Origin of the sequence: Desulfobacula sp., from assembly GCF_030611305.1 — a bacterium.
Lineage (GTDB): Bacteria > Desulfobacterota > Desulfobacteria > Desulfobacterales > Desulfobacteraceae > Desulfobacula.
Genome location: NZ_JAUWQB010000018.1, coordinates 20,185 through 41,340 on the forward strand (window position 1 = coordinate 20,185; position 21,156 = coordinate 41,340).

A 21,156-nucleotide genomic window follows, 5' to 3' on the forward strand; every position below is an offset into this window, starting at 1 on the left:
AGAAACATTATGATTACCTTGCTTGATTATGGGGCCGGTAACGTTCGAAGCGTGGTCAATGCCATTGAAAAACTGGGCGGGACAATCAAGCCGGTTACCAAACCTTCTGATATCCTGGATGCTGACAAACTCTTATTTCCCGGTGTGGGCAATTTTGAGAGCATGATCAGGATTCTCAACGAAAAAAAATATATCAACCCCTTGAGGGAATATCTTAAAGCCGACCGGCCTTTTTTGGGTATCTGTCTGGGCATGCAGGCCCTTTTTGAGGGAAGCGAAGAAGCTTTTTCAGGCAATGAAAGCTTGTGTATATTCAAGGGCATGGTCAAACGATTCAGGACCAGCCTTGCTGTTCCGCATATTGGATGGAACGGGGTGAATCTGAAAAAGGACTCTCCTGTTTTTAAAGGTGTTAAGCCAGATACAAAATTTTACTTTGTCCACTCCTATCATATTGTACCTGAGGAGGAGTCTGTTGTTTTAACCACCACAAATTATGATTATGAATTTGTGAGCAGTGTTCAGAAAGGCAATATCATCGGTACCCAGTTTCACCCTGAAAAAAGCGGGAATGCCGGGATCAAACTGCTTGAAAATTTTATTTACCAAAAAAATCTGAAGGCTCAAAAAACTATCGATATCAAAGGAAAGGGGCTTTCAAAAAGAATCATCGCCTGCCTGGATGTCAGGACCAACGATGAAGGCGACCTTGTGGTGACCAAAGGGGACCAGTATGATGTAAGACAAGAAGGGAATGTCAGGAATCTGGGTAAACCCGTGGAACTTGCCAAACGGTATTATGAAGAAGGTGCCGATGAAATTACCTTTTTAAATATCACAGGATTCAGGGATTTCCCTTTAAAAGATATGCCCATGATAGATGTTCTTGAAAAAACCAGTAAAAACGTTTTTGTACCGCTGACCATTGGCGGTGGGATCAGGGATTATACGGACAGCAACGGTAAAACATATACAGCGCTTGATGTGGCCTCCCGGTATTTCAGGTCAGGTGCTGATAAAATATCCATTGGCAGCGACGCCGTGTATATTGCCGAACAATATTTAAAATCAGGGGGGAAATCAGGGAAAAGTTCCATAGAACAAATTTCGAAAGTATATGGAAACCAGGCTGTTGTGATTTCAGTTGACCCTAAAAGAGTCTATGTGAATTCCCCGGACGATGCAAAAAAACACCATGTGATCAAAACTAAATTTCCCGGGCCCAACAATGAAACTTACTGCTGGTATCAGTGCACAGTCCAGGGCGGCAGGACAACAAGGGACCTGGATGCTGTTGCACTGGCAAAAGCCTGCCAGGATCTTGGCGCCGGAGAAATTCTCCTCAACTGCATTGATAAAGACGGAACAAACTCAGGTTTTGACCTTGAATTAATCAATGCAGTAAAAAACGCTGTTTCCATCCCGGTAATTGCTTCAAGCGGGGCTGGCTGTGAAGAACATTTTGCCCAGGTGTTTGAAAAAACTTTTGCAGAGGCAGCCCTGGCCGCCGGCATATTTCACAGGAAAGAAGTGCCAATTCAGCGTGTAAAAAACTATCTCGCCAAAAAAAATATTGAAGTAAGAGTTGCCATATAGCTCATATTCATCGCTGTTTTAAACGAAAATTTTTAAAATCAAACAAGCAAAATGTGAGTTATCGCTTTTTTCAATCTCTTTCACCTTTCTTATTCATATTAAAAATTGGATTAACCCCGGAATTTTTAATACTGATAGGCCGTATTAAAAAGTAATTGAAGACCTGCTCCTTGAACTGAAAAAGGATTGTACGATGATTCTTGTATCCCATTATCTGAACCAGGTGAAACGGATAGCCGATTCAGGCATGGTTTTGTCGGACCGGCAGATGAAGCAACAATGGTAAACAAAGTAACTGAATTTACAAATTTCCTTTTAAACCGATCTCTTCTGCTACGGGCCGCATTCCCAAGATTACTTCTGTAATGAGCTCGGAAAGATCCATATCAAGCAATTCGGCTCCCTGCTGGATCACCTTTCTGTCAACCCCTGCGGCAAAGCGTTTATCTTTAAATTTCTTTTTCACGGATTTTGCCTTGATATCAAGAATGCTTTTTGACGGTCTGACCAGGGCAGAACTTGCCACAAGGCCTGTAAGTTCATCAATGGCATAGAGTGTTTTCTCAAGATTGGTTTCAGGCTTCACATCCGTACAAATTCCAAAGCCGTGACTGATCACCGCCCGGATATAGTCTTCAGGCCAATTGTGTTCTTTGAACAATTCAACACACTTGTGGCAATGCGCGTCAGGGAACATCTCATAATCAAGGTCATGCACCAATCCTATGACCCGCCATTTTTCTTCATCTTCATTGAAGCGGTGGGCAAAGTGGCCCATCACGGCTTCAACAGCAAGGGCATGCCGGATTAACCCTTCTTTTTTATTATATTTTTTTAATAGCTTGAATGCATCTTCTCTGGTCGGGACGTACTGTTTCATGACAAATCCTTTAAATTATATTGCATTTTATGACCGATATAGTACAATCTTCATTATCTTTAAATTATTAATAAGTCAACGGTTATGATCTCCAGTATTTCCACTGTAAAATCTATTTATGAAAACGATGACGATATCCTTTATTTCCGGCAGAAAAAAATCTTCAGCCGTCTGTTGCTGATCCTTTTAGTCGGTAGTCTTGTCCCCTATATCGTAATACTGATTGTATTTGGATTTTTTTATTTTAACGGATGGATCTCATTAGGACATTCTCAAGGGGTTTCAAGCCCTGCAGGATGGCTTGTGTTTTTTGGAACATTCTCTTTTTTATGTGCTGTAGCAACCCTTTCCCTGGCGATTTTGATCAAAGCCCTGAAAATCTCAGGCAGGGAATTTAAACTCCTGATAAAAAATCTGGAAAAAGAACAGCAACGGCTCAAAGAAAAACTCATACAGGCTGAAAGATTAAAGGCCCTGGGGATATTAGCCGGAAATGTTGCCCATGACCTGAATAACATCCTCTCAGGAATTGCCACATATCCGGAGGTTCTTATGATGGACAAAGATCTTGATCCCCAGCTCAAACAGGGGTTGACTCTGATTAAGTATTCCGGTCAAAAAGCGTCTGCCATTGTGAGCGATCTATTAACCATCTCCCAGGGTTCCAGTACACAAATGGAAATCATCAATATTAATTCTATCATAGACCATTATACCTCTGCCCATGATTTTGACAAAATAAGAAAAGCCTACCAGCAGGTAAAAATAGAAATTCTGACAGAACCGGAGCTGTTGAATATCAAGGGCTCCTATCTTCATATCGAAAAAACGATCATGAACCTTGTTTTGAATGCTGCGGAAGAAGCTTCAGGTAATGAAGGCGGCAAGGTTCTTATCACAACCTCTAACAGGTATATTGATTCCTCCGTACCCGGGTATAACGATATTGTGCCTGGCGAATATGTCATTTTAAGTGTGGTTGATAATGGGCCGGGCATTGATAATAAAAATCTGAAAAAAATATTTGACCCCTTCTTTACAAAAAAAGAAATGGGGAAAAGCGGTACTGGCTTGGGTCTTACTGTTGTCTGGAATGCGGTTCAGGATCATAATGGATTTATTAATGTGGTTTCCAATAACAAGGGAACAAAATTTGATCTGCTGTTTCCTGCAATCCGGCAGAAAAATACCACAAAAGAGGAGTAAAGAAAAATAGTGGACATCTTAAAAACAACATCAGACATGCAGGAATGGTCAAAAAAAAAGAAAAAAGAATCAAAAACTATTTGCCTTGTACCGACCATGGGATATTTTCACCAGGGACACATTTCCCTGATGGAAAAAGGAAAACCCTTATGTGATGAACTTGTGGTCAGCATCTTTGTCAACCCGGCTCAATTTGGGCCTAATGAAGACTTGGATTCCTACCCTTCAGACATTGAAAATGATCTTGCCCTTGCCCAAAAAACCGGTGTGTCCGCAATTTTTTTACCCAATAAAGAACATATCTATCCTGAAAACTTTCAAACCCAAATTAAACTTCAATATCTTCCAAAATTTTTATGCGGGAAATTCAGACCGGTTCATTTTGCAGGTGTTGCAACCGTGGTCACCAAATTGTTTAATATTGTTATGCCTGATATTGCCATATTCGGGCAAAAAGATTATCAGCAGCTTCAGGTTATTCGACAACTTACACTGGATCTGGATTTTGACATCAAAATTATAGCAGGAGATATCTTCCGGGAAGAAGACGGCCTTGCAATGAGTTCGAGGAACGCCTATCTTTCCAAACTTCAAAGGGCGTCCGCCTTAAGTCTTTCAAAATCATTGAATCTGGCCAAAGAATTAATTGCCGGGGGGGAGAAAAACCCTGTGGCCATCAAAAACCGGATAGAAACATTTATTTGTACATTTCCTGAAACAAATATAGAATATATTTCCTTTTGCAATCCTAAAACCCTTGAGGCTATTGACAGCATAGAAAATCAGGTCTTACTGGCAATAGCTGTGAAAATAGGAAAAACAAGATTAATTGATAATGCCCTTATTGATCATCCTTCACAATAATTATCCTGCATTCTTTCAGAAACGTATGGCGCTCTGTTGCTTTTTCCAACAGGCGGTAATCCGACATGCTGATAACGATGGCGGTATTGGGTTTTCCCTCTTTGCGAAGCCCCTTGAAAACCATGGGATTATTGCCAATTCTCTTGTCCTTTAATGCCTGATCCATACTGCAAAGATATTTGCAGACACCATTTTGAACCGCAAACTCTCTGCTGATAAAAACGGAAGAATATATGTTATGGCCCTGTTCGCTGACAACCAAAGGATTAAGCACAGGTTCAACTCCAAGCCCTCTTGCATCAATGATCAAACCCGTGTAGAAATTTTCTCCTGTCATTTTAATATCTTCCCGGGGTATATCAGGGCTGATTTTTGATATCTGGCGAATTTCTTCCGGCAATATCAATTGTAAAAAGCTACCAAACATACTGGTTTCAATCATTATTTCCACAGAAAGGGCGGAAGTATAATACTGTTTTAAAATGATTGCATCCCTTGCTGTTTTCTCCATACCCGCCAAAATGACATCGTTTTTGGAAGCATACTCTCCCACGCTCAAAATATTATTAATTTTTATTTGTTTTAAAATATCTATGAGCTGCCGGTTTGCCCCTGCCCTTGCTGATCCGGGAACCGATTCATGGGAGGTTTCCCTGTTATCTTCAGGAGACGCCTTACCAATTGCAGAGATCTTTCCAGTGCTCCAGTTTATAGTCCCATTTTCAAATTGGGTAATGCAATGATACCCCTTAGGTTGATCCTGGCTTGCCATACAAAAGGAATAAAAAAAGATTGCGGCAATAATACAGCCATACGCCAGGCACCGTCTGTTTCGTTTCATGTTTTTCTTTTGCACGCTGTTAACTTTTTAAAAAATTTAATTCAATAAAGTCGGCAATCTGACTGATCTCTTCAAGTCCAAACAAAGGCACATCCGGATGATAGTCCGAATCTGTAACAAAGGCGATCAAATTTTCATCCTCCATGCAAAGCGGTTCTTTGTGCACACTTTGGGTCCTGAAAACTTCTATTTTCGGCAGATTTTGCTTTTTAAATCCCTCTGCTAGAATTATATCCATATCAGAAAGATAAGATCTCATCTTTTCAATATAGCCATGGTTGTCGTCTTTAATCATTGCGACTTTATTTTGAGTAATAACAAGAGTGGCCCTGGCACCTGCTTTTCTGTGACGCCAGCTGTCTTTGCCTTCTTTGTCCATTTCAAACCCGTCATGGGCATGCTTTACAGATCCTGTTTTGTACCCTCTTTGTGTCAGAAGGGGGATCAATTTTTCAAGAAGAGTGGTCTTTCCGGAGTTGGATTTCCCTACAATGGTAATTATCTTTGGTTTCATTTTCGTTGTCTTCACAGCCTTTTATTAAATTTTCATAAAAATAGTCTTCGAAACAAAGAAAGTCAAGCCGGGAAAAGCTCAGCCGGGAAATCGCATGTAAAAGGAAAGAGCTGAAGACCTTTACAAAGAAAGAACCCGCTTATATGATACATATTATGATATAAAAATTGATTGCGACTCAATGACAGCAGAACAAGTTGTTGAAAAAGCAGTGAAATATTTATCTTGAGGCAAAGGGAGACCTATTATGGAAGAAATGCTGTCAACCAGAGAAGTTGCAAGGTTTTTAAACGTAAATGAAAAAATGATATATTCACTCATTGCGGAAAAAGGTCTGCCTGCCTCCAAAGTTACAGGAAAATGGTTATTCCCCATACATCTGGTTCGGCAGTGGATAGAAGTCGGTACCGAAAATTACCCCCAACTTGCCAAACTTCCCCCTTATCACGGGCTTGTCCTCATTGCCGGCAGTAATGACTTATTGCTGGATAAAATTATTTCAACCTTTAATCTTAAACACAAAGAGCATATGGCCATGTTCGGTATTGCAGGTTCCATGGGCGGTTTAAGGGCCTTGAAGCATAATCTTTGCCACATTGCCGCCAGCCATCTTATTGCAGACAACGAAGAGTATAATTTTCCTTTCTTAAAAGATGAAATGAACCAGATGCCGGCAGTGGTAAATTTCTGTTTAAGAGAGCAGGGCATTATTGTCCAGAAAGGGAATCCAAAAAACATCCAATCGGCAAAAGACCTTGGCAAACCAGGCATCAGAATCATCAATCGCCCCTTAGGTACAGGAACCCGGCAGCTTTTTGATAAAGAGCTGAAAAAATCAGGGATAAAAGGCGAAACCATAGACGGATATGGAAATACTTTATCCAGACATATGGATGTTGGTTTACAAATCCTGACAAACAAAGCAGATGCAGGCCCCGGCATCAGACCGGTTTCCATAGTTCTGGGGCTTGATTTTATTCCCCTTTGCTGGGAACGGTTTGATTTGCTCATCACTAAAGAGCGATTTTTTGATCAGGGTATCCAGCTTTTCTTATCTCTTTTAAAAGGAAAAGTGATTCAGGCCACTGCCGAAGAGTTCGGCGGTTATGATTTATCCTATACCGGTAAAATGCTTTACCCGGAACCAGAATCTGAATAAACCTTTTTTACCCGGACTGTCAAAGCAGATACAATCTCATAATTAATTGTATTTATCCTGTTTGCCAATTCATCTGCGCCAAGGGTTTCATCCCCCTGGGAACCGATCAACACGGCTTCATCACCCGGATTTACACCAGGGATGTCGCCCACATCAATCATGGTCTGGTCCATGCAGATCCGGCCGACAACAGGCGCCCTGTGTCCTTTTACAAGCATAATGCCATTGGAGGAAAACCGTCTTGAAAACCCATCGGCATACCCGACGGGTACCGAGGCAAGCCTTGTCGCCTTTTGGGTTACATGGGTCATTCCATAGCTGACGCAAAATCCTTTGGAAACCTCTCTTACCGCCGTCACAATGGATTTTAATGTCATGGCCGGACCCAGTTTTACTTTTGACTGATCCACCTCACCGGAAGGGTAGAGCCCATAAATGGAAATGCCGGCTCTCACCATATCAAAATGAGACCCGGGAAATTCAATAATTCCTGCACTGTTTGCAGCGTGACAGGTCGAAAGTTCGATTCCCTTTTTCTTTAAATCATCCAGCAAAGATGCAAACAACTCTATCTGTAAGTCTGTATAGTGTCTATCCTTGCAGTCGGCAGCGGCGAAATGGGTATAGGCACCCTTAAGATCAATACCCGGCAATTTTACAAGTTCTTGAATTTCTTTTAATACCTGTTTTCTTGCCGATTTATCGGCCAGGGTTTTCTTTTTTCCAATAACCATGCCGACCCTGCCCATTCCGGTATCAATCTTTAAATGCACCTTAACAGATTTGTTTAACAATTTTGCTTTATTGGACAAGGCCTTAGCCATCTTTAGATCATACACGGTAGCAACCAGATCCAGGTCTTTTATCATGGCGGCCTGTGCCGGATGGATATATCCGAAAACCAGCAAAGGCGCATCGATCCCGGCCTTCCGAAGTTCAACAGCTTCGTTGAGCCTTGCTACCCCCAGCCAGTCAGCGCCACTTTGAAGAGCTTTTTGGGCTACCTTTACCGCCCCGTGGCCATAACCATCCGCCTTGACCACTGCCATGAATTTAGATTTTTTGTCTGTAATTCGTTTTAGATTTTGAATATTCTTCTGGATGGTATCAAGATCGATACAGGCCTTTACAAGAGGATATTCCATGCATCCTTCCTTTCCAGGAGATTTTCACCTTTAACGGATAACCGATGTTATAACATATTTATCGATTGTCTCTTTTAGTTCAAGCATCTCTTTATCAGAAAAAAAGTTATTATCCGCTTTTAAAAATTTTGGATCAAGTACTTTTACGTTCCTTGAGCACTTCTGAAGAATATATTTTGATGCGCCCATTATCATTTCCCCGACATCCTTCATGATTTCTTTGCTGACAAACGGTCTGGTGCAAGTGGTTCTGAACTCATAGGCAGGTGCTTTTTCCATTAAAAGGCGGATGCTCTCTAAAATTTTTTGGGTCTCAAATTTTCCCGGTACGACAAGATGATAATTTTCAAGGCTGGTTTTTATATCCATGGAAATAAAATCAACCAGCCTGTCTTCAAAAAGCTTTGCCAGTACGTGGGGACAGGTCCCGTTGCTGTCCAGCTTCAACTTATATCCCATATCCTTAACTTTCCGGCAAAATGCTATCAAATCTTTTTGCAGTGTGGGTTCTCCGCCTGTGATCACAAGGCCTTCCAAAAAACCTTTTCTTTTTTCAAGAAATTCAAAGATCTTGTTTTCATCATAAAGATCGCCAGCCTCCTTTTTGGGGCTGGCGATCAGATCAGGGTTATGGCAGTACGGGCATATAAAATTACACCCTTGTGTAAAAACGATGCAAGCTATGGTTTCAGGAAAGTCAATCAGAGAATTTTTTTGAAACCCACCAATATTCATCTTTAAGCTTTCTTTATCAGGCTACATTAAATGTCTTACGCATGAAAAATTCTGTCTGTTTTCCTTTATTCCATTGCCCGACAGGTCTTAAGTATCCGACAACTCTTGAGTAGACTTCAGTTTCTGCATCACAGGTGTCACATTTTTCATGCTCCCCTGAAAGATATCCATGGGACGGGCAGACACTGAATGTCGGGGTCAATGTAAAATACGGCAGTTTAAACGAGTTGGACACCTTGTCCACTAGATTTTTTACAACCTCGATGTCCGTAACTTCTTCCCCCAGGAAAAGATGCTGGACAGTTCCGCCCGTATATTTAACCTGCAGCCTGTCCTGAAGTTCCAGGGCTTCAAAAATATCGTCGGTATAGTTTACCGGCAGATGGGTGGAATTGGTATAGAACGGATCTTTACCCTGCTTGTATTCGTCTTCATTGGCACAGATAATATCTTCAAATTTGGCCTTGTCCATACTGGCAAACCGGTAGGTGGTGCCTTCGGCCGGGGTTGCTTCAAGATTGAAGATTTCATCGGTTTCTTCCTGCAATTGTTCAATTTTAGCTCTGATATGGTCCATGACCTTTACGGCAAAATCCTGCCCGTTTTGTGTGGCAATGCCTTCTCCCATAAGGTTGAGACAGGCCTCATTCATGCCCAGGATGCCGATGGTTGAAAAATGGTTGCGCCAGTAAACACCGGTACTCTCTTTAATTTTTCTTAAATAAAATTTTGAATAGGGATAAAGATCACCCTCTGTAAATTTTTCAAGGATCTTTCGTTTAATGCTCAATGAGTCTGCTGAATATTTGATTAGGGTATCCAGTCTTTTAAAGAAGTCGTTTTCATCCTTTGCCAGATAACCGATTCTAGGCATGTTTATAGTGACAACCCCAATGGAGCCGGTCAATGGATTGGCACCAAACAAGCCGCCTCCCCTTTTTCTGAGTTCCCTGTTGTCCAGCCTTAACCGACAACACATGGAACGGGCATCTTCAGGATCCATGTCTGAATTTACAAAATTTGAAAAATAGGGGATGCCATATTTTCCGGTCATTTTCCAGATATTCTCAAGATTTGGATTGGTCCAGTCAAAATCCTCGGTAATATTATATGTCGGGATCGGGAAGGTAAACACCCTGCCTTTTGCATCGCCTTCCATCATGACTTCGGCAAATGCAGCATTCAGCATATCCATTTCTTCCTGATACCTGGCATAGGTCTCCTCTCCATATTCTCCACCGACGACAACGGGAGAATTCTTTAAAGTGGACGGTACGTTCAGGTCCATGGTGATATTTGTAAAAGGCGTCTGAAATCCGACCCTTGTGGGGATATTGATGTTAAATACAAATTCCTGGAGTGCCTGTTTAACTTCTTTGTAGGATAAGTTGTCTTCCCTGATAAACGGCGCTAAAAGCGTATCAAAATTGGACATGGCCTGGGCACCTGCAGCCTCGCCCTGCAATGTATAGAAAAAGTTGACAATTTGACCCAGCGCACTTCTGAAATGTTTTGGCGGAGCAGATTCCACTTTTCCTGCTACACCTTTAAACCCTTCATGCAAAAGGTCTTCTAAATCCCATCCCACACAATATACGGACAAAAGACTTAAATCATGAATATGGAGATCTCCTCTGTAATGTGCATCCCTGACGTCCGGTGGATAAATTTTGTTGAGCCAGTATTCTGCTGTAATGTCTGAAGATATGTAATTGTTCAATCCCTGGAGAGAATAACTCATATTGCTGTTTTCTTTGACTTTCCAATCCATTCTCCGAATATAGGATTCCATGAGCCCCACATTCTCTTTAATGGCAATCTTTCTGATCTGGTTATGCTGCTCCCGGTAAATAATATATGCTTTGGCAGTTTTATAAAACGGGGAGTCCAAAAGGACTCGTTCCACGATGTCCTGAATTTCTTCTACTTCGGGAATCGGCCCAATACGCAGGTCTCTTGCCAGGGTGACAACCTTCATCGTCATTTTTTTTGCTTCTCTTCCATTAAATTCACCGCTTGCCTCACCTGCTGTTTGAATAGCATGGGTAATTTTTGATGAATCAAACGATGCTATTCTTCCATCCCGTTTTTTAATTTGCTCAAACATGTATCTACCTCTTGAAATCTGATTGAAATTAACATATCTTTTGTAAACGTTTTTAATGACTATAAAAATTTTTACCTTGTGCGTCAAACTATACGCAGAATAATAAATTTAATCAACATATTGTTGTTTGTCAAGAAAAAAATCTATATATTGTGATTTTAACAAACGTTTAATAGAAACACAAATGCAATTAGATCAAAATCCATTTTTCAGAAAAACCATAACACCATGGTATGATTCAAATTTTGCCTGCTGGACACTTATCACCATAATGTTCTTTGTGTTTGCCTTTGCTATTGCCGGCGTTTTTGTCGGTTCCGACAATCAGAATTTCCATGAACATGTATGGTTTCCAGGCTTTTTGGCATTTTTAAGCTTGTTTCTTGTGGTTAAAATATTTTTAAGACTTAAAAGACGTTCAAAAAACAACTAACCGCCCTTTAACAACACATCAATAAGGTGGTACAAAATTTTTGCCGTCACACCCCAGATCAGGACATCTTCATAGGGATATGTCAGATGCATAACATTGGGTGCCTGTCGATGAAACTCTTTTTCTTTGTGCAGATCAATCAAATACTTTAACGGAATCTGAAATACTCTGGATATTTCAGACCTGTCATAATTAATGGCTTCTTTTTGATTCCAGATACCGATCCAGGCTTCAATATCTTTGCTGTTAATAGTTTGAAAGTGCCCTAGCGAACCGAGAACCTCTACGTTTTCCCGGTTTATCCCCATTTCTTCTGTAAGTTCCCTTAAAGCCGTATCCTTTGTTGAAAGATCCTTCTTGTCTTTATGCCCACCTGGAAATGCCATCTGGTTGGCCCAGGGATATCCTTTTACATCTGCTTTCTGGATAAACACCAGTTCAATTTCCTTATTAAAAACAAATAATGCAATCACACTGGTTGACTGAAACAGACCATCGTCCGGAGGCCCGGGGTGAGATCCGTTTTGAACTGCTGATCGAATAATACTGATACACTTATTTTTATCCATGAAAACCTTCACCTGAAATATTCAAACAAAACCCGAAAAAGATACAAGGAAAAAGTGTCATTGTCAAATATCCAGATTTTTAATAAACAACCCGATACCTTAAAAAAAGGGGCGGGTTTTCATTTTTCACCCTGGCAAAGCATAAAACCTTGTTATGGAATCAAATTTTATGCAATAATATCCAAACAACTATAGTATGAAAGCAATACCTTAACATGAATACTTATTTGGAATGGTATGAATGAAATCTTTTGAAGAAGTCTCGCTCCTGTATGAAATCAGTGAAGCACTGAACCAGCACATGGACATGAAAAAATCTTTGTTCAAGGTATTAAGTGTTCTATCTGAATCCTTGAATCTGGTCAGAGGAATCATCTTTCTGATCAACTCTGAAACCGGCGAAATCCGGATTGAAATTGCCCATGGTATTTCCGAAGATACCACTCGTCAAATTAAGTACCTTCCCGGTGAAGGCATCATCGGCAAAGTTATTCAAAGCGGAGAATCGGCTGTTGTCCCACGGATAAGCGAAGAACCATTGTTCCTGGATAAAACCCATTCAAGGGATATTGTAGAAGGCCAGGACTATTCTTATATCTGCGTCCCCATAAAAAAAGATAACCGTGTCGTCGGTGCCATCAGTGCGGATAGACCATTTGAAGGCAAAAAATCCCTGGGAAAAGGAGAAAAACTCTTATCGGTTGTGGCAGCCATGGTGGCCCACCATGTCATCAATATAGAAACCATCCGGGTTGAAAAAGAGCAGTTAAAAACAGAAAACCTTCGGCTGAAATCAGAGCTTGAAAACAGATACAGCTTTACCAATATCATTGGAAATTCCAACAAAATGAGGGAAGTCTTTCAAATGATTTCCCAGGTATCTTCTTCTTCAGCAACTGTTCTAATCCGGGGAGAAAGCGGTACAGGAAAGGAGCTTGTCGCTAATTCCATTCATTATAACAGTGATAGAAACCAAAAGCCCTTTATCAAAATAAATTGTGCCGCCATACCGGAAAACCTTATCGAAAGCGAATTGTTCGGCCATGAGAAAGGGGCGTTTACCGGAGCTTCCCACCAGAAAAAAGGGAAGTTTGAAATAGCAGATCACGGAACCATCTTTTTAGATGAAATCGGTAGCATGGCGCCTTCCGCCCAGGTAAAACTGTTAAGAGTCCTACAGGAAAAAGAATTTGAAAGAATAGGGGGATATAAGCCCATAAAAAGCGATGTCAGAATTGTTGCCGCCACCAATTCAAATCTTGAAGAGATGCTTCAACAGGGCAACTTCAGAGATGATCTTTATTTCAGGCTGAATGTATTCCCCATTTACATTCCAAGCCTTAGAATGAGAAAAACAGATGTGATTCTGCTGGCTGATCACTTTCTTGAAAAATACAGAAAAGAACATGGTAAAGATATCAAAAGGATCACAACCCCTGCCATTGACATGATGATGGAATACCACTGGCCCGGAAATGTAAGAGAGCTTGAAAACTGTATTGAACGGGCTGTCATCCTCTGTAATGAAGGGGCCATCCACAGTTATCATCTTCCAGCCACTCTTCAAACAGGAATCAAATCCAAAACCCTTCCCCTCTCTCTTGAAGATGCTGTAGCCCATCTTGAAAAAGAAATTCTAATGGATTCTTTGAAAAACACTAAAGGAAACATTAATAAGGCGGCAAAAGTGATTGGGGTTACTGTCAGGAAATTTTCTTATAAAGCGACTAAATATAATATCAATTATAAGGATTACAGATAATTTGAGGGCTATGCCATGAAAAAAATGTTTTTTTTCGTATTTCTATTGTCGGTTTTGTTCCTTTTTTTTGCCTGTGAGAATGATAAAATAAAACCGGGGTTTTCAGGAAACGGCGCAGCCGACAAAATATCTGACCCTGAAAATATTACCACCGTTGAAAAACAGGACATCACCCAGATGTATGAAGCTGTCGGAACCATCCGGCCGCTGACAGAATCCGTGATTGAATCTCAGGTAAGTGCGCAGGTTATAAAAGTATCCTGTGTTCCGGGTACGGCCGTAAAAAAAGGACAGCTTCTCATCCAGCTTGATGCAAGACAACTCACAACCCGACTCCAACAGGCAAAAGAAGGACTTGCCGTTGCAAAAAACAACCTGAAACAGAATTATAAATCCATGGATGAAGCAAAGGCCGGCTTTGACCAGGCAAAAGCGGCATACAACAGAATGGAAAAGCTGTTTGAATCAGATATTGTAACATCTCAAAAGCTTGAAATTGACAAAGCAGGGTATCTTCAAGCAAAAGCACGACTTGAAAAATCCCAGGAAGCTGAACTATCGTCAAAAGCATCCATCAGACAGGCTGAAGAACTTGTTAAAGAAGCCCAAATCGCTCTTGGCTATTCCGCGATTACATCACCGGCAACCGGTGTGGTGGTGGAAAGAATGATTGATCCGGGAGATCTTGCCGTCCCGGGGAAACCGCTTTTAATGATCCAGACCAGCGGCGCCTTAAGGCTTGAGGCCAATGTAAGGGAGGGGTTGATCAGTCGTATCATTCTGGGAAATAATTATCAGGTCAGAATTGAAACCATAGGGAAAACCGTGGTGTCAAAAATAGATGAAATTGTGCCCTATGCTGATCCAACCACCCGGACCTTTCTGGTAAAGGCATCCCTGCCGGACACACCGGGCATTTATCCGGGAATGTTTGGAAGGCTTCTTATCCCGGTTGAAAAAGAAAAAACCCTTCTCATTCCGCAAAAGGCTGTGATCCGGGCAGGTCAGCTTGAACTGGTTTATGTAAAAAAAGATGGCGCCTGGCAATCGGTCTATATCAAAACAGGAAAGATCTTTGATGAAAAAATTGAAGTGCTTGCAGGGCTCACCGGAAATGAAACCATAGGATACAAATAGCAAATGGTTAAAAAACAAAATTCAATTCTTACCCGTATCGTAAAGCTTTTTTTAACCTCCCAGCTCTCTATTATGCTGATAGTTATCTCCTTGTGCTTAGGGGCATTCAGCATCTATATCACCCCGAAAGAAGAGGAACCCCAGATCGTTGTCCCCATGGCAGATGTTTATGTGGAAGCACCGGGGGCAAATCCCGGAGAGATAGAAAAGCTTGTGGCAACACCCCTTGAAAAAATGCTCTGGGAAATTGACGGGGTTGAGTATGTTTATTCCATGTCCACAAGAGAAAAAGCCATTGTGACTGTCCGTTTTTTTGTGGGAGAAGACAGGGAAAACTCTCTTGTAAAGCTTCACAACAAAATACAGATGAACCTTGACAGGGTGCCGCCCATCGTCACCAGCTGGCTGATCAAACCCATTGAAATAGACGATGTCCCTATTTTAAATCTCACCCTTTATTCAGACAAATACAGTGATCATGAGCTTCAAAGGGTAGGAGAAGAACTGATCGCAAGACTGTCAAGGCTTGACAATATTTCAAGGTCTTCCATTTATGGCGGCAGAAAGAGAGAAATCCGGGTTGAACTTGACCCCCTGCGGATGAAGGGGTTTGGCGTTTCAATACAGGACATTGAACAGGCGCTTAAAGGGGCGGATGTCTCCACCCAGGCCGGAGTCTTTAATAAAAACAATATCCAAATCACGATTACCAGCAGTTCTTTTTTAACCTCTGTGGACGAAGTAAAAGCCCTTGTGATAACTTCAAGACAGTCAAAACCGGTCTGTCTTGAAGATGTGGCTAATATCATTGACGGTCCTAAGGAGGCAGATTCCTATACCCGGATCGGCTTTTCCAATTTTTATAAAAAGACCCATGACATTCAGTCTGACAGGCCTCTATCCTTTCCCTCCGTGACCTTGGCGTTTTCAAAAAAAAAGGGAACCAATGCCGTCACAGTGGCCCAAGACCTTCTTGATGAGGTTGAAAAACTAAAAAACACCATCATTCCCGGCGGCATTTATATCGAAGTGACCCGGAATTATGGCAAAACTGCCCAGACCAAGGTCAACGAGCTGTTAAAGTCCCTTGGGTTTGCCATTGTTTCTGTCGTTATCCTTTTGGCTTTCACCCTGGGATGGCGGGAAGCCTGTGTCGTTGCCCTTGCGGTTCCCATATCCTTTTCTTTGGCCCTTTTTATGAATTATATTTTCGGGTATACCATAAACCGGGTCACCCTGTTTGCCCTGATTCTCTCTTTGGGGCTGGTGGTGGATGATCCCATCACCAATGTTGACAATATCCAGCGGCATATTAAGGAAAAAGTTTTCATGCCCTTTGAGGCCACTCTTTATGCTGTACAAGAGGTGCTGCCACCGGTGATCATGTCAACCATCGCCATTATTGTCTGTTTTACGCCCCTGGCTTTTATTACCGGCATGATGGGTCCCTATATGGCACCCATGGCAATCAATGTGCCTCTGACAGTGACCTTTTCAACGGTTTGTGCCCTTACCATTGTTCCCTGGGTATCTTATAAACTGTTAAAAAACGTTAAAAAAAAAACCGAAAAGAAAAAAAAATCAAAGCGATATCTGGCTAAATTTTACAAAGCTGTCCTGACCCCCTTCCTGAATAAACAATACATGCGGATCTTATTGTTCATTGTGATCATCATTCTTTTAATCGGATCATGTTCCCTTGCTGTATTCAGGCTTGTGCCGATGAAGCTTTTGCCCTTTGACAATAAAAACGAATTCCAGATCGTGATAGATATGCCCGAAGGAACATCCCTTGAATATACGGACCGGGTGGTCCGGGAATTTGAAAGTTATCTGAAGACCGTCAATGAGGTCACCAATTTTGTGTCCTTTACCGGAATATCATCCCCCATGGATTTTAACGGCATGGTCCGGCATTATTTCATCCGTAAAGGCAGCCATCTTGCAGACATCCGGGTCAACCTGGCCCATAAATCTGACAGAGACCAGCAAAGCCATACCATCCTTTTGCGCATCAGAAAAGATCTTGAAAAAATCGCCAGAGAAAACAATGCCCGTGTTCAGCTGGTGGAAGTACCGCCGGGGCCGCCTGTTCTATCCACCCTTGTGGCTGAAATCTATGGCAGTTATGACAAAACCTATGAAGAATTGTTACATGGCGCGGAACATATTAAAACCATCATGGAACAGGAACCCAACGTTGCCGATGTAAAAATCATGACAGAAAAAAACAGCAACCGGATGGACATAGTTGTTGACAGAAAAAAAGCCGCCTTGCACGGGATTACTACAAAAACCATTCTTGACGCCCTGAAGAGTGCCGTGGGAGGCATCACCCCTGCAAGCCTTCATATGGACCCTGAAAGAAATCCACTCTGGATCAAGGTTGTTCTGCCCCGGGACATACGGTCCGACATGATATCCATCTCCCACATTCCCATAAGGTCTTCCATGGGCAAAATGATCCCCCTGGCTGAACTTGTTCGTGTGGTTGAACTAAAAACCCAAAAACCCATTTACCATAAAAATCTTGAACCGGTTGTCTATGTTGTTGGAGAGATGACCGGCAGGGCACCCGGAGAAGCGGTTCTGGATATGATGAAAACGCTTAAAGACAATCCGGCTGAAAACGGGATTCGTGTCAACTGGGCGGGAGAGGGTGAATGGAAAATTACCCTGAGAGTCTTCAGGGATATGGGTCTTGCCTTTGCCGCAGCTCTTCTTGGCATCTATTTTATCCTGGTGATTAATACAGAGTCTTACTTTATGCCCATGTTAATCATGATGGCCATTCCTCTGACCATCCTTGGAATTATGCCGGGATTTTTTATTTTAAACCTTTTTACCAGAAGCGTCGGCGGATTCAATGACCCTGTCTTTTTTACCGCCACAAGCATGATCGGCATGATAGCCCTTGGTGGTATCGTGATCCGAAACGCCCTGGTATTGATCGAGTTTATTCAGGATGCCATTAAAAAAGGCCTTCCATTCAAGGATGCCATTTTAATCAGCGGAGTAGTCAGGATGCGGCCCATTTTATTAACGGCTTTAACGACTGCCATCGGTGCCTTTCCCATCACGTTTGACCCTGTTTTTTCAGGGCTGGCATGGGCATTGATATTCGGCTTATTTGCATCAACGCTGTTTACACTTTTGGTTATTCCGGTCACTTATTATGCGGTTTATAAAAAAGAATACGAGAGATAACTGAACACTTTTTGAGTTTATTTATTAAACTGTTTTTATTGAGGTGAAAAGATAACGATCAAAGACTTAGCAACACCATCAACGCCGCGCAGGGCATGGGGGATACTGGAGTCAAAATAAATACAGTCACCTTTTTCAAGCAGATGGATCTGTTCAGAACTTCTGAACTCAACAACGCCATCCATGACAAAATGAAACTCTTCTCCTTTGTGGTCATTATAAAGCAGCTCTTCTTCTTTCCTATGCTCTATCTCTACAACAAACGGCTCCATGTGTTTTCCCACCATAGGATATGCCAAAGACTCCCATCGATACCCGACTTTGGATTCGTTTTTATGATGAAACAATTTTTTAACGCTGTACCGTTCATGTTTTCTTACTACCACAATCCGGTCTCTCTTTTCATGATCCCGGAAAAAATAACTGATTTTTACACCAAGAGCGGTTGAAATCTTAATCAGCGTGGCAATGGGAGGTGCAGCTATATTATTTTCAATCTGCGAGAGCAACGGCTTGGAAAGTCCGGTCAGATTTGAGACTTCTTGAAGCGTTAAAGCCCTTTGCTTACGAAGGTTTCGAATTTTATTGCCCAGGTTAAGTGCAGCAACTTCTTCTTTCACTTTGTTTCCTGTTTTAGGTGACATCTTTGCTTCACTTCCTTTTAAAATATTTCAGGTTTTTTTTTGAAAATATTTAACAAAAAACAAAAAAGTTTAACACGATGGAACATTGAGATCAAGGCTATTTTCGCCAAGACTACTTATCAATGGCGGCAATCACATTTTACCCTTACGATTCTTGCCATGATATTTGTTGTTCCCGAAGAACTCGCCCATTAGGGAATAATGTTCAGCAGCCAGTTGATTGGTTGGATCACCTTCCTGTGTCATGGCTCTCAAGATTTCTTTTTCTTCTTTCATTGGTAAACGACCTGTCATGTGGACACAACCAACCTGTTTTTTGTCCCGGTTGGTAAAGAGCGCCGTTGCTTCTGCCCGGCCATTCTCCTCTATTTTGGTGATGGTCACGGTACATTGGATGGTATCGCCAAAATAAACAGGGCGGATGAATTTAAAATTCATGCCTGTGGCAAGCCACCCCACTTGGCCACCAAACTCACAGATCATTGACCCGACCAGGAGACCGTGGCAGATAAACCCTTTAAAACCTTTTTTATCTGTCCAGCGCCCATCATAATGAACCGGATTGTAGTCCCTTGTCATATCACCAAATAACAGGGTGTCTTCTTTTGTAAATGTTCTTTGATATGTAAATGTATCATCTGGTTTAAGACCACTGATAGCTTTTAACCGGATTGGGTTTGCCATATTCTATTTTCCCTTTATAAAAAAACTTTTCACTTTTTTCTTTAACACCTTGCCCATTGTATTTTTAGGAATATTGTCTGTAAACAGAATTTTTTTTGGACATTTCCAATCATGAAGCTTTTCCTTGCACACAGATTTTATTTTGGCTTCAGTCAATTCAACCCCTTCTGTTTTTTGAACCAGGGCCACCACTTTTTCACCCCGAAAAAACGTAATGGCTTTTTCCCTGCCATATGTTTCAAAACTGTCTTCAAACCATGTATTGATTGATTCTATTGCCATTTCAATCTCTCCGTCGTATTTAACACCCCATGGGTCATGTTATTATATGAAGAAGCTCTGGTTTTAAGACACCTTCAGTAATCCTTTAAGTTGATTTTTTATCTGACGAGACAGGCTTTTGAGCGGTTAATATTCTTACAGACAACTCTATTGTTCTTGCTAAAAACTGTTCCATTTCAACTGGTCTGACCGGTTTTGCCGACGGGGATTTGTGCTTGAGCGGATCAAGCAGTTTTCCGTTTTTCTTCATCCGGAAATCCAAATGGGGACCTGTTGCATACCCTGTCATTCCAACATATCCGATCACATCTCCCTGCAACACGCTTTTCTTTTTTTTCATGCCTTTGGCAAATTTGCTCATATGGTTATACCCGGTAGTATATCCATTAGAATGATGAATGTTAATATAATTTCCCATGCCCTTGTTGTAACCGATTTCCGCGATAATACCGTCTCCAACAGTTTTTATGGGTGTACCTTTTGGAGCAGCATAGTCAACTCCTGGATGTGACCGATACACTTTAAAAATAGGGTGAAGCCTTTTTTTAGTAAATTTGGATGTAATTCGTGAAAACGCAAGCGGTGCTTTTAAAAATGCTTTTTGAAGTGATCTCCCGTTCTCATCATAATATCCTGACACCCCTTTTGAGCTTTTGTGCAAAAAGGCTTTAAAACAAGTATTGTTATTGGTAAAAAAGGCTGCCTGAATATTACCATAGCCTGAAAGCTTACCATCGCGATACCGTTTTTCCACAAGAACCTTGAACTGGTCACCAGATTGGATATCTCTGATAAAATCAATGTCCCATGCAAAAATATCAGACAATTTCCATGCAAGTTTGCTTTGCTCCCCTGATTTTCTTACGGCTTCAAACAGGCTGGATGTAATTGTAGAAGATACCACCTCAAGAGATAGATCATATTCGATTGGTGCCTGGATTATGGAAAATCTGCCATTTTCTTTTTGAACAACCAGCCTGACTTCTTTGTTGATTTCATATTCAACCCCAACCAGATTATTCTCCTGCAAAATAATTTTATACGGCTGACCTTTTCTGATGTGTGTTAAAGAGAAATTATCCGAACTCAGCCTGCTTATCTCGTATATGGTTTTCAGGGGAAGATATTTATTGAGTAAAGAAGATGCCGTATCTCCTCGTTTCACGACTCCTTTTACAACTTGAATATCAGGGTGAATGGTTGAAAAGGCTTTTGGAATCTTTTTGTCTGAATTTGATGCAAAAACATTATTTAACCCGAAGTTAAAAATAATGCTGGCAAAGAACAGTATAAAAATAATTTTTTTTGGGCAGGTCATTTTCAGGCTCCAGCGTATTCTCATGTCTTATTCCCAATTTATATAATAAGTTAGCTAAATTGTTTAGCACCAC

Annotated in this window: 19 protein-coding genes; 8 read left to right on the plus strand and 11 right to left on the minus strand. The window is 41.4% G+C overall.

The window, feature by feature from the left end:
• Positions 1-9: 9 nt before the first annotated feature.
• Positions 10-1,596, plus strand: coding sequence for an imidazole glycerol phosphate synthase subunit HisF (gene hisF, locus QAI40_RS05270; protein ID WP_299979140.1), 1,587 nt, complete (start codon positions 10-12; stop codon positions 1,594-1,596).
• 301 nt (positions 1,597-1,897) lie between these two features.
• On the opposite strand, the gene QAI40_RS05275 is transcribed toward hisF, so the two are convergent.
• Entirely contained in the window at positions 1,898-2,476 is a 579-nt protein-coding gene (locus QAI40_RS05275; RefSeq protein WP_299979143.1) for an HDIG domain-containing metalloprotein, read from the minus strand.
• An 84-nt stretch (positions 2,477-2,560) separates the two neighbouring features.
• Between QAI40_RS05275 and QAI40_RS05280 the strand changes: the two genes are divergently transcribed.
• On the plus strand, positions 2,561-3,682 hold the full coding sequence (locus QAI40_RS05280) for a sensor histidine kinase (protein ID WP_299979146.1): 1,122 nt from the start codon (positions 2,561-2,563) through the stop codon (positions 3,680-3,682).
• Positions 3,683-3,691: 9 nt separating this feature from the next.
• Positions 3,692-4,546 (plus strand): pantoate--beta-alanine ligase, encoded by an 855-nt coding sequence (panC, locus tag QAI40_RS05285; RefSeq protein ID WP_299979149.1) that lies wholly within the window; start codon positions 3,692-3,694, stop codon positions 4,544-4,546.
• On the opposite strand, the gene QAI40_RS05290 is transcribed toward panC, so the two are convergent.
• Both QAI40_RS05290 and mobB read right to left on the minus strand, forming a co-directional pair.
• Positions 4,524-5,387, minus strand: coding sequence for a hypothetical protein (locus tag QAI40_RS05290; RefSeq protein WP_299979151.1), 864 nt, complete (start codon positions 5,385-5,387; stop codon positions 4,524-4,526). The two genes, panC and QAI40_RS05290, sit on opposite strands and share 23 nt — an antisense overlap.
• Positions 5,388-5,406: 19 nt before the next feature.
• Positions 5,407-5,901, minus strand: coding sequence for a molybdopterin-guanine dinucleotide biosynthesis protein B (gene mobB / locus QAI40_RS05295; RefSeq protein ID WP_299979154.1), 495 nt, complete (start codon positions 5,899-5,901; stop codon positions 5,407-5,409).
• Positions 5,902-6,148: 247 nt separating this feature from the next.
• Between mobB and QAI40_RS05300 the strand changes: the two genes are divergently transcribed.
• Positions 6,149-7,060, plus strand: a complete 912-nt coding sequence (locus QAI40_RS05300) for a helix-turn-helix transcriptional regulator (RefSeq protein ID WP_299979157.1) — start codon at positions 6,149-6,151, stop codon at positions 7,058-7,060.
• Here the strand turns inward: QAI40_RS05300 and alr are convergent.
• From alr to QAI40_RS05315, 3 genes are read right to left on the minus strand one after another with little or no spacing between them, the layout of a single operon-like run.
• Positions 7,036-8,205, minus strand: a complete 1,170-nt coding sequence (alr, locus tag QAI40_RS05305; RefSeq protein ID WP_299979159.1) for an alanine racemase — start codon at positions 8,203-8,205, stop codon at positions 7,036-7,038. The two genes, QAI40_RS05300 and alr, sit on opposite strands and share 25 nt — an antisense overlap.
• A gap of 30 nt (positions 8,206-8,235) precedes the next feature.
• Positions 8,236-8,940, minus strand: coding sequence for an anaerobic ribonucleoside-triphosphate reductase activating protein (locus tag QAI40_RS05310; protein ID WP_299979162.1), 705 nt, complete (start codon positions 8,938-8,940; stop codon positions 8,236-8,238).
• A 16-nt stretch (positions 8,941-8,956) separates the two neighbouring features.
• Positions 8,957-11,047 (minus strand): ribonucleoside triphosphate reductase, encoded by a 2,091-nt coding sequence (locus tag QAI40_RS05315; protein WP_299979165.1) that lies wholly within the window; start codon positions 11,045-11,047, stop codon positions 8,957-8,959.
• A gap of 184 nt (positions 11,048-11,231) precedes the next feature.
• Here QAI40_RS05315 and QAI40_RS05320 point away from each other — a divergent pair, with 184 nt between their 5' ends.
• Positions 11,232-11,480, plus strand: coding sequence for a hypothetical protein (locus QAI40_RS05320; protein ID WP_299979168.1), 249 nt, complete (start codon positions 11,232-11,234; stop codon positions 11,478-11,480).
• On the opposite strand, the gene QAI40_RS05325 is transcribed toward QAI40_RS05320, so the two are convergent.
• On the minus strand, positions 11,477-12,049 hold the full coding sequence (locus QAI40_RS05325; protein WP_299979171.1) for an NUDIX hydrolase: 573 nt from the start codon (positions 12,047-12,049) through the stop codon (positions 11,477-11,479). The genes QAI40_RS05320 and QAI40_RS05325 overlap by 4 nt on opposite strands.
• A gap of 241 nt (positions 12,050-12,290) precedes the next feature.
• Here QAI40_RS05325 and QAI40_RS05330 point away from each other — a divergent pair, with 241 nt between their 5' ends.
• The 3 genes from QAI40_RS05330 to QAI40_RS05340 are packed head-to-tail and all read left to right on the plus strand — an operon-like array spanning position 12,291 to position 18,155.
• Positions 12,291-13,811, plus strand: a complete 1,521-nt coding sequence (locus tag QAI40_RS05330; RefSeq protein WP_299979174.1) for a sigma-54 interaction domain-containing protein — start codon at positions 12,291-12,293, stop codon at positions 13,809-13,811.
• A 15-nt stretch (positions 13,812-13,826) separates the two neighbouring features.
• Complete coding sequence (locus QAI40_RS05335; RefSeq protein WP_299979177.1) at positions 13,827-14,948, plus strand: efflux RND transporter periplasmic adaptor subunit; 1,122 nt, start codon at positions 13,827-13,829, stop codon at positions 14,946-14,948.
• A gap of 3 nt (positions 14,949-14,951) precedes the next feature.
• Positions 14,952-18,155: an efflux RND transporter permease subunit gene (locus QAI40_RS05340; RefSeq protein WP_299979180.1), complete on the plus strand. Its 3,204-nt coding sequence runs from the start codon at positions 14,952-14,954 to the stop codon at positions 18,153-18,155.
• Positions 18,156-18,190: 35 nt separating this feature from the next.
• Here QAI40_RS05340 and QAI40_RS05345 read toward each other — a convergent pair whose 3' ends face one another.
• The 4 genes from QAI40_RS05345 to QAI40_RS05360 form a co-directional block, all read right to left on the minus strand.
• Positions 18,191-18,799 carry a helix-turn-helix domain-containing protein gene (locus QAI40_RS05345; RefSeq protein WP_299979183.1) on the minus strand — a complete coding sequence of 203 codons (609 nt, stop codon included), beginning with the start codon at positions 18,797-18,799 and terminating at the stop codon, positions 18,191-18,193.
• A 132-nt stretch (positions 18,800-18,931) separates the two neighbouring features.
• Complete coding sequence (locus QAI40_RS05350) at positions 18,932-19,483, minus strand: MaoC family dehydratase (RefSeq protein WP_299979186.1); 552 nt, start codon at positions 19,481-19,483, stop codon at positions 18,932-18,934.
• Between the two features lie 3 nt (positions 19,484-19,486).
• Positions 19,487-19,765 (minus strand): AMP-binding enzyme, encoded by a 279-nt coding sequence (locus QAI40_RS05355; protein ID WP_299979189.1) that lies wholly within the window; start codon positions 19,763-19,765, stop codon positions 19,487-19,489.
• 85 nt (positions 19,766-19,850) lie between these two features.
• On the minus strand, positions 19,851-21,107 hold the full coding sequence (locus QAI40_RS05360) for a M23 family metallopeptidase (protein WP_299979192.1): 1,257 nt from the start codon (positions 21,105-21,107) through the stop codon (positions 19,851-19,853).
• Positions 21,108-21,156 lie beyond the last annotated feature (49 nt).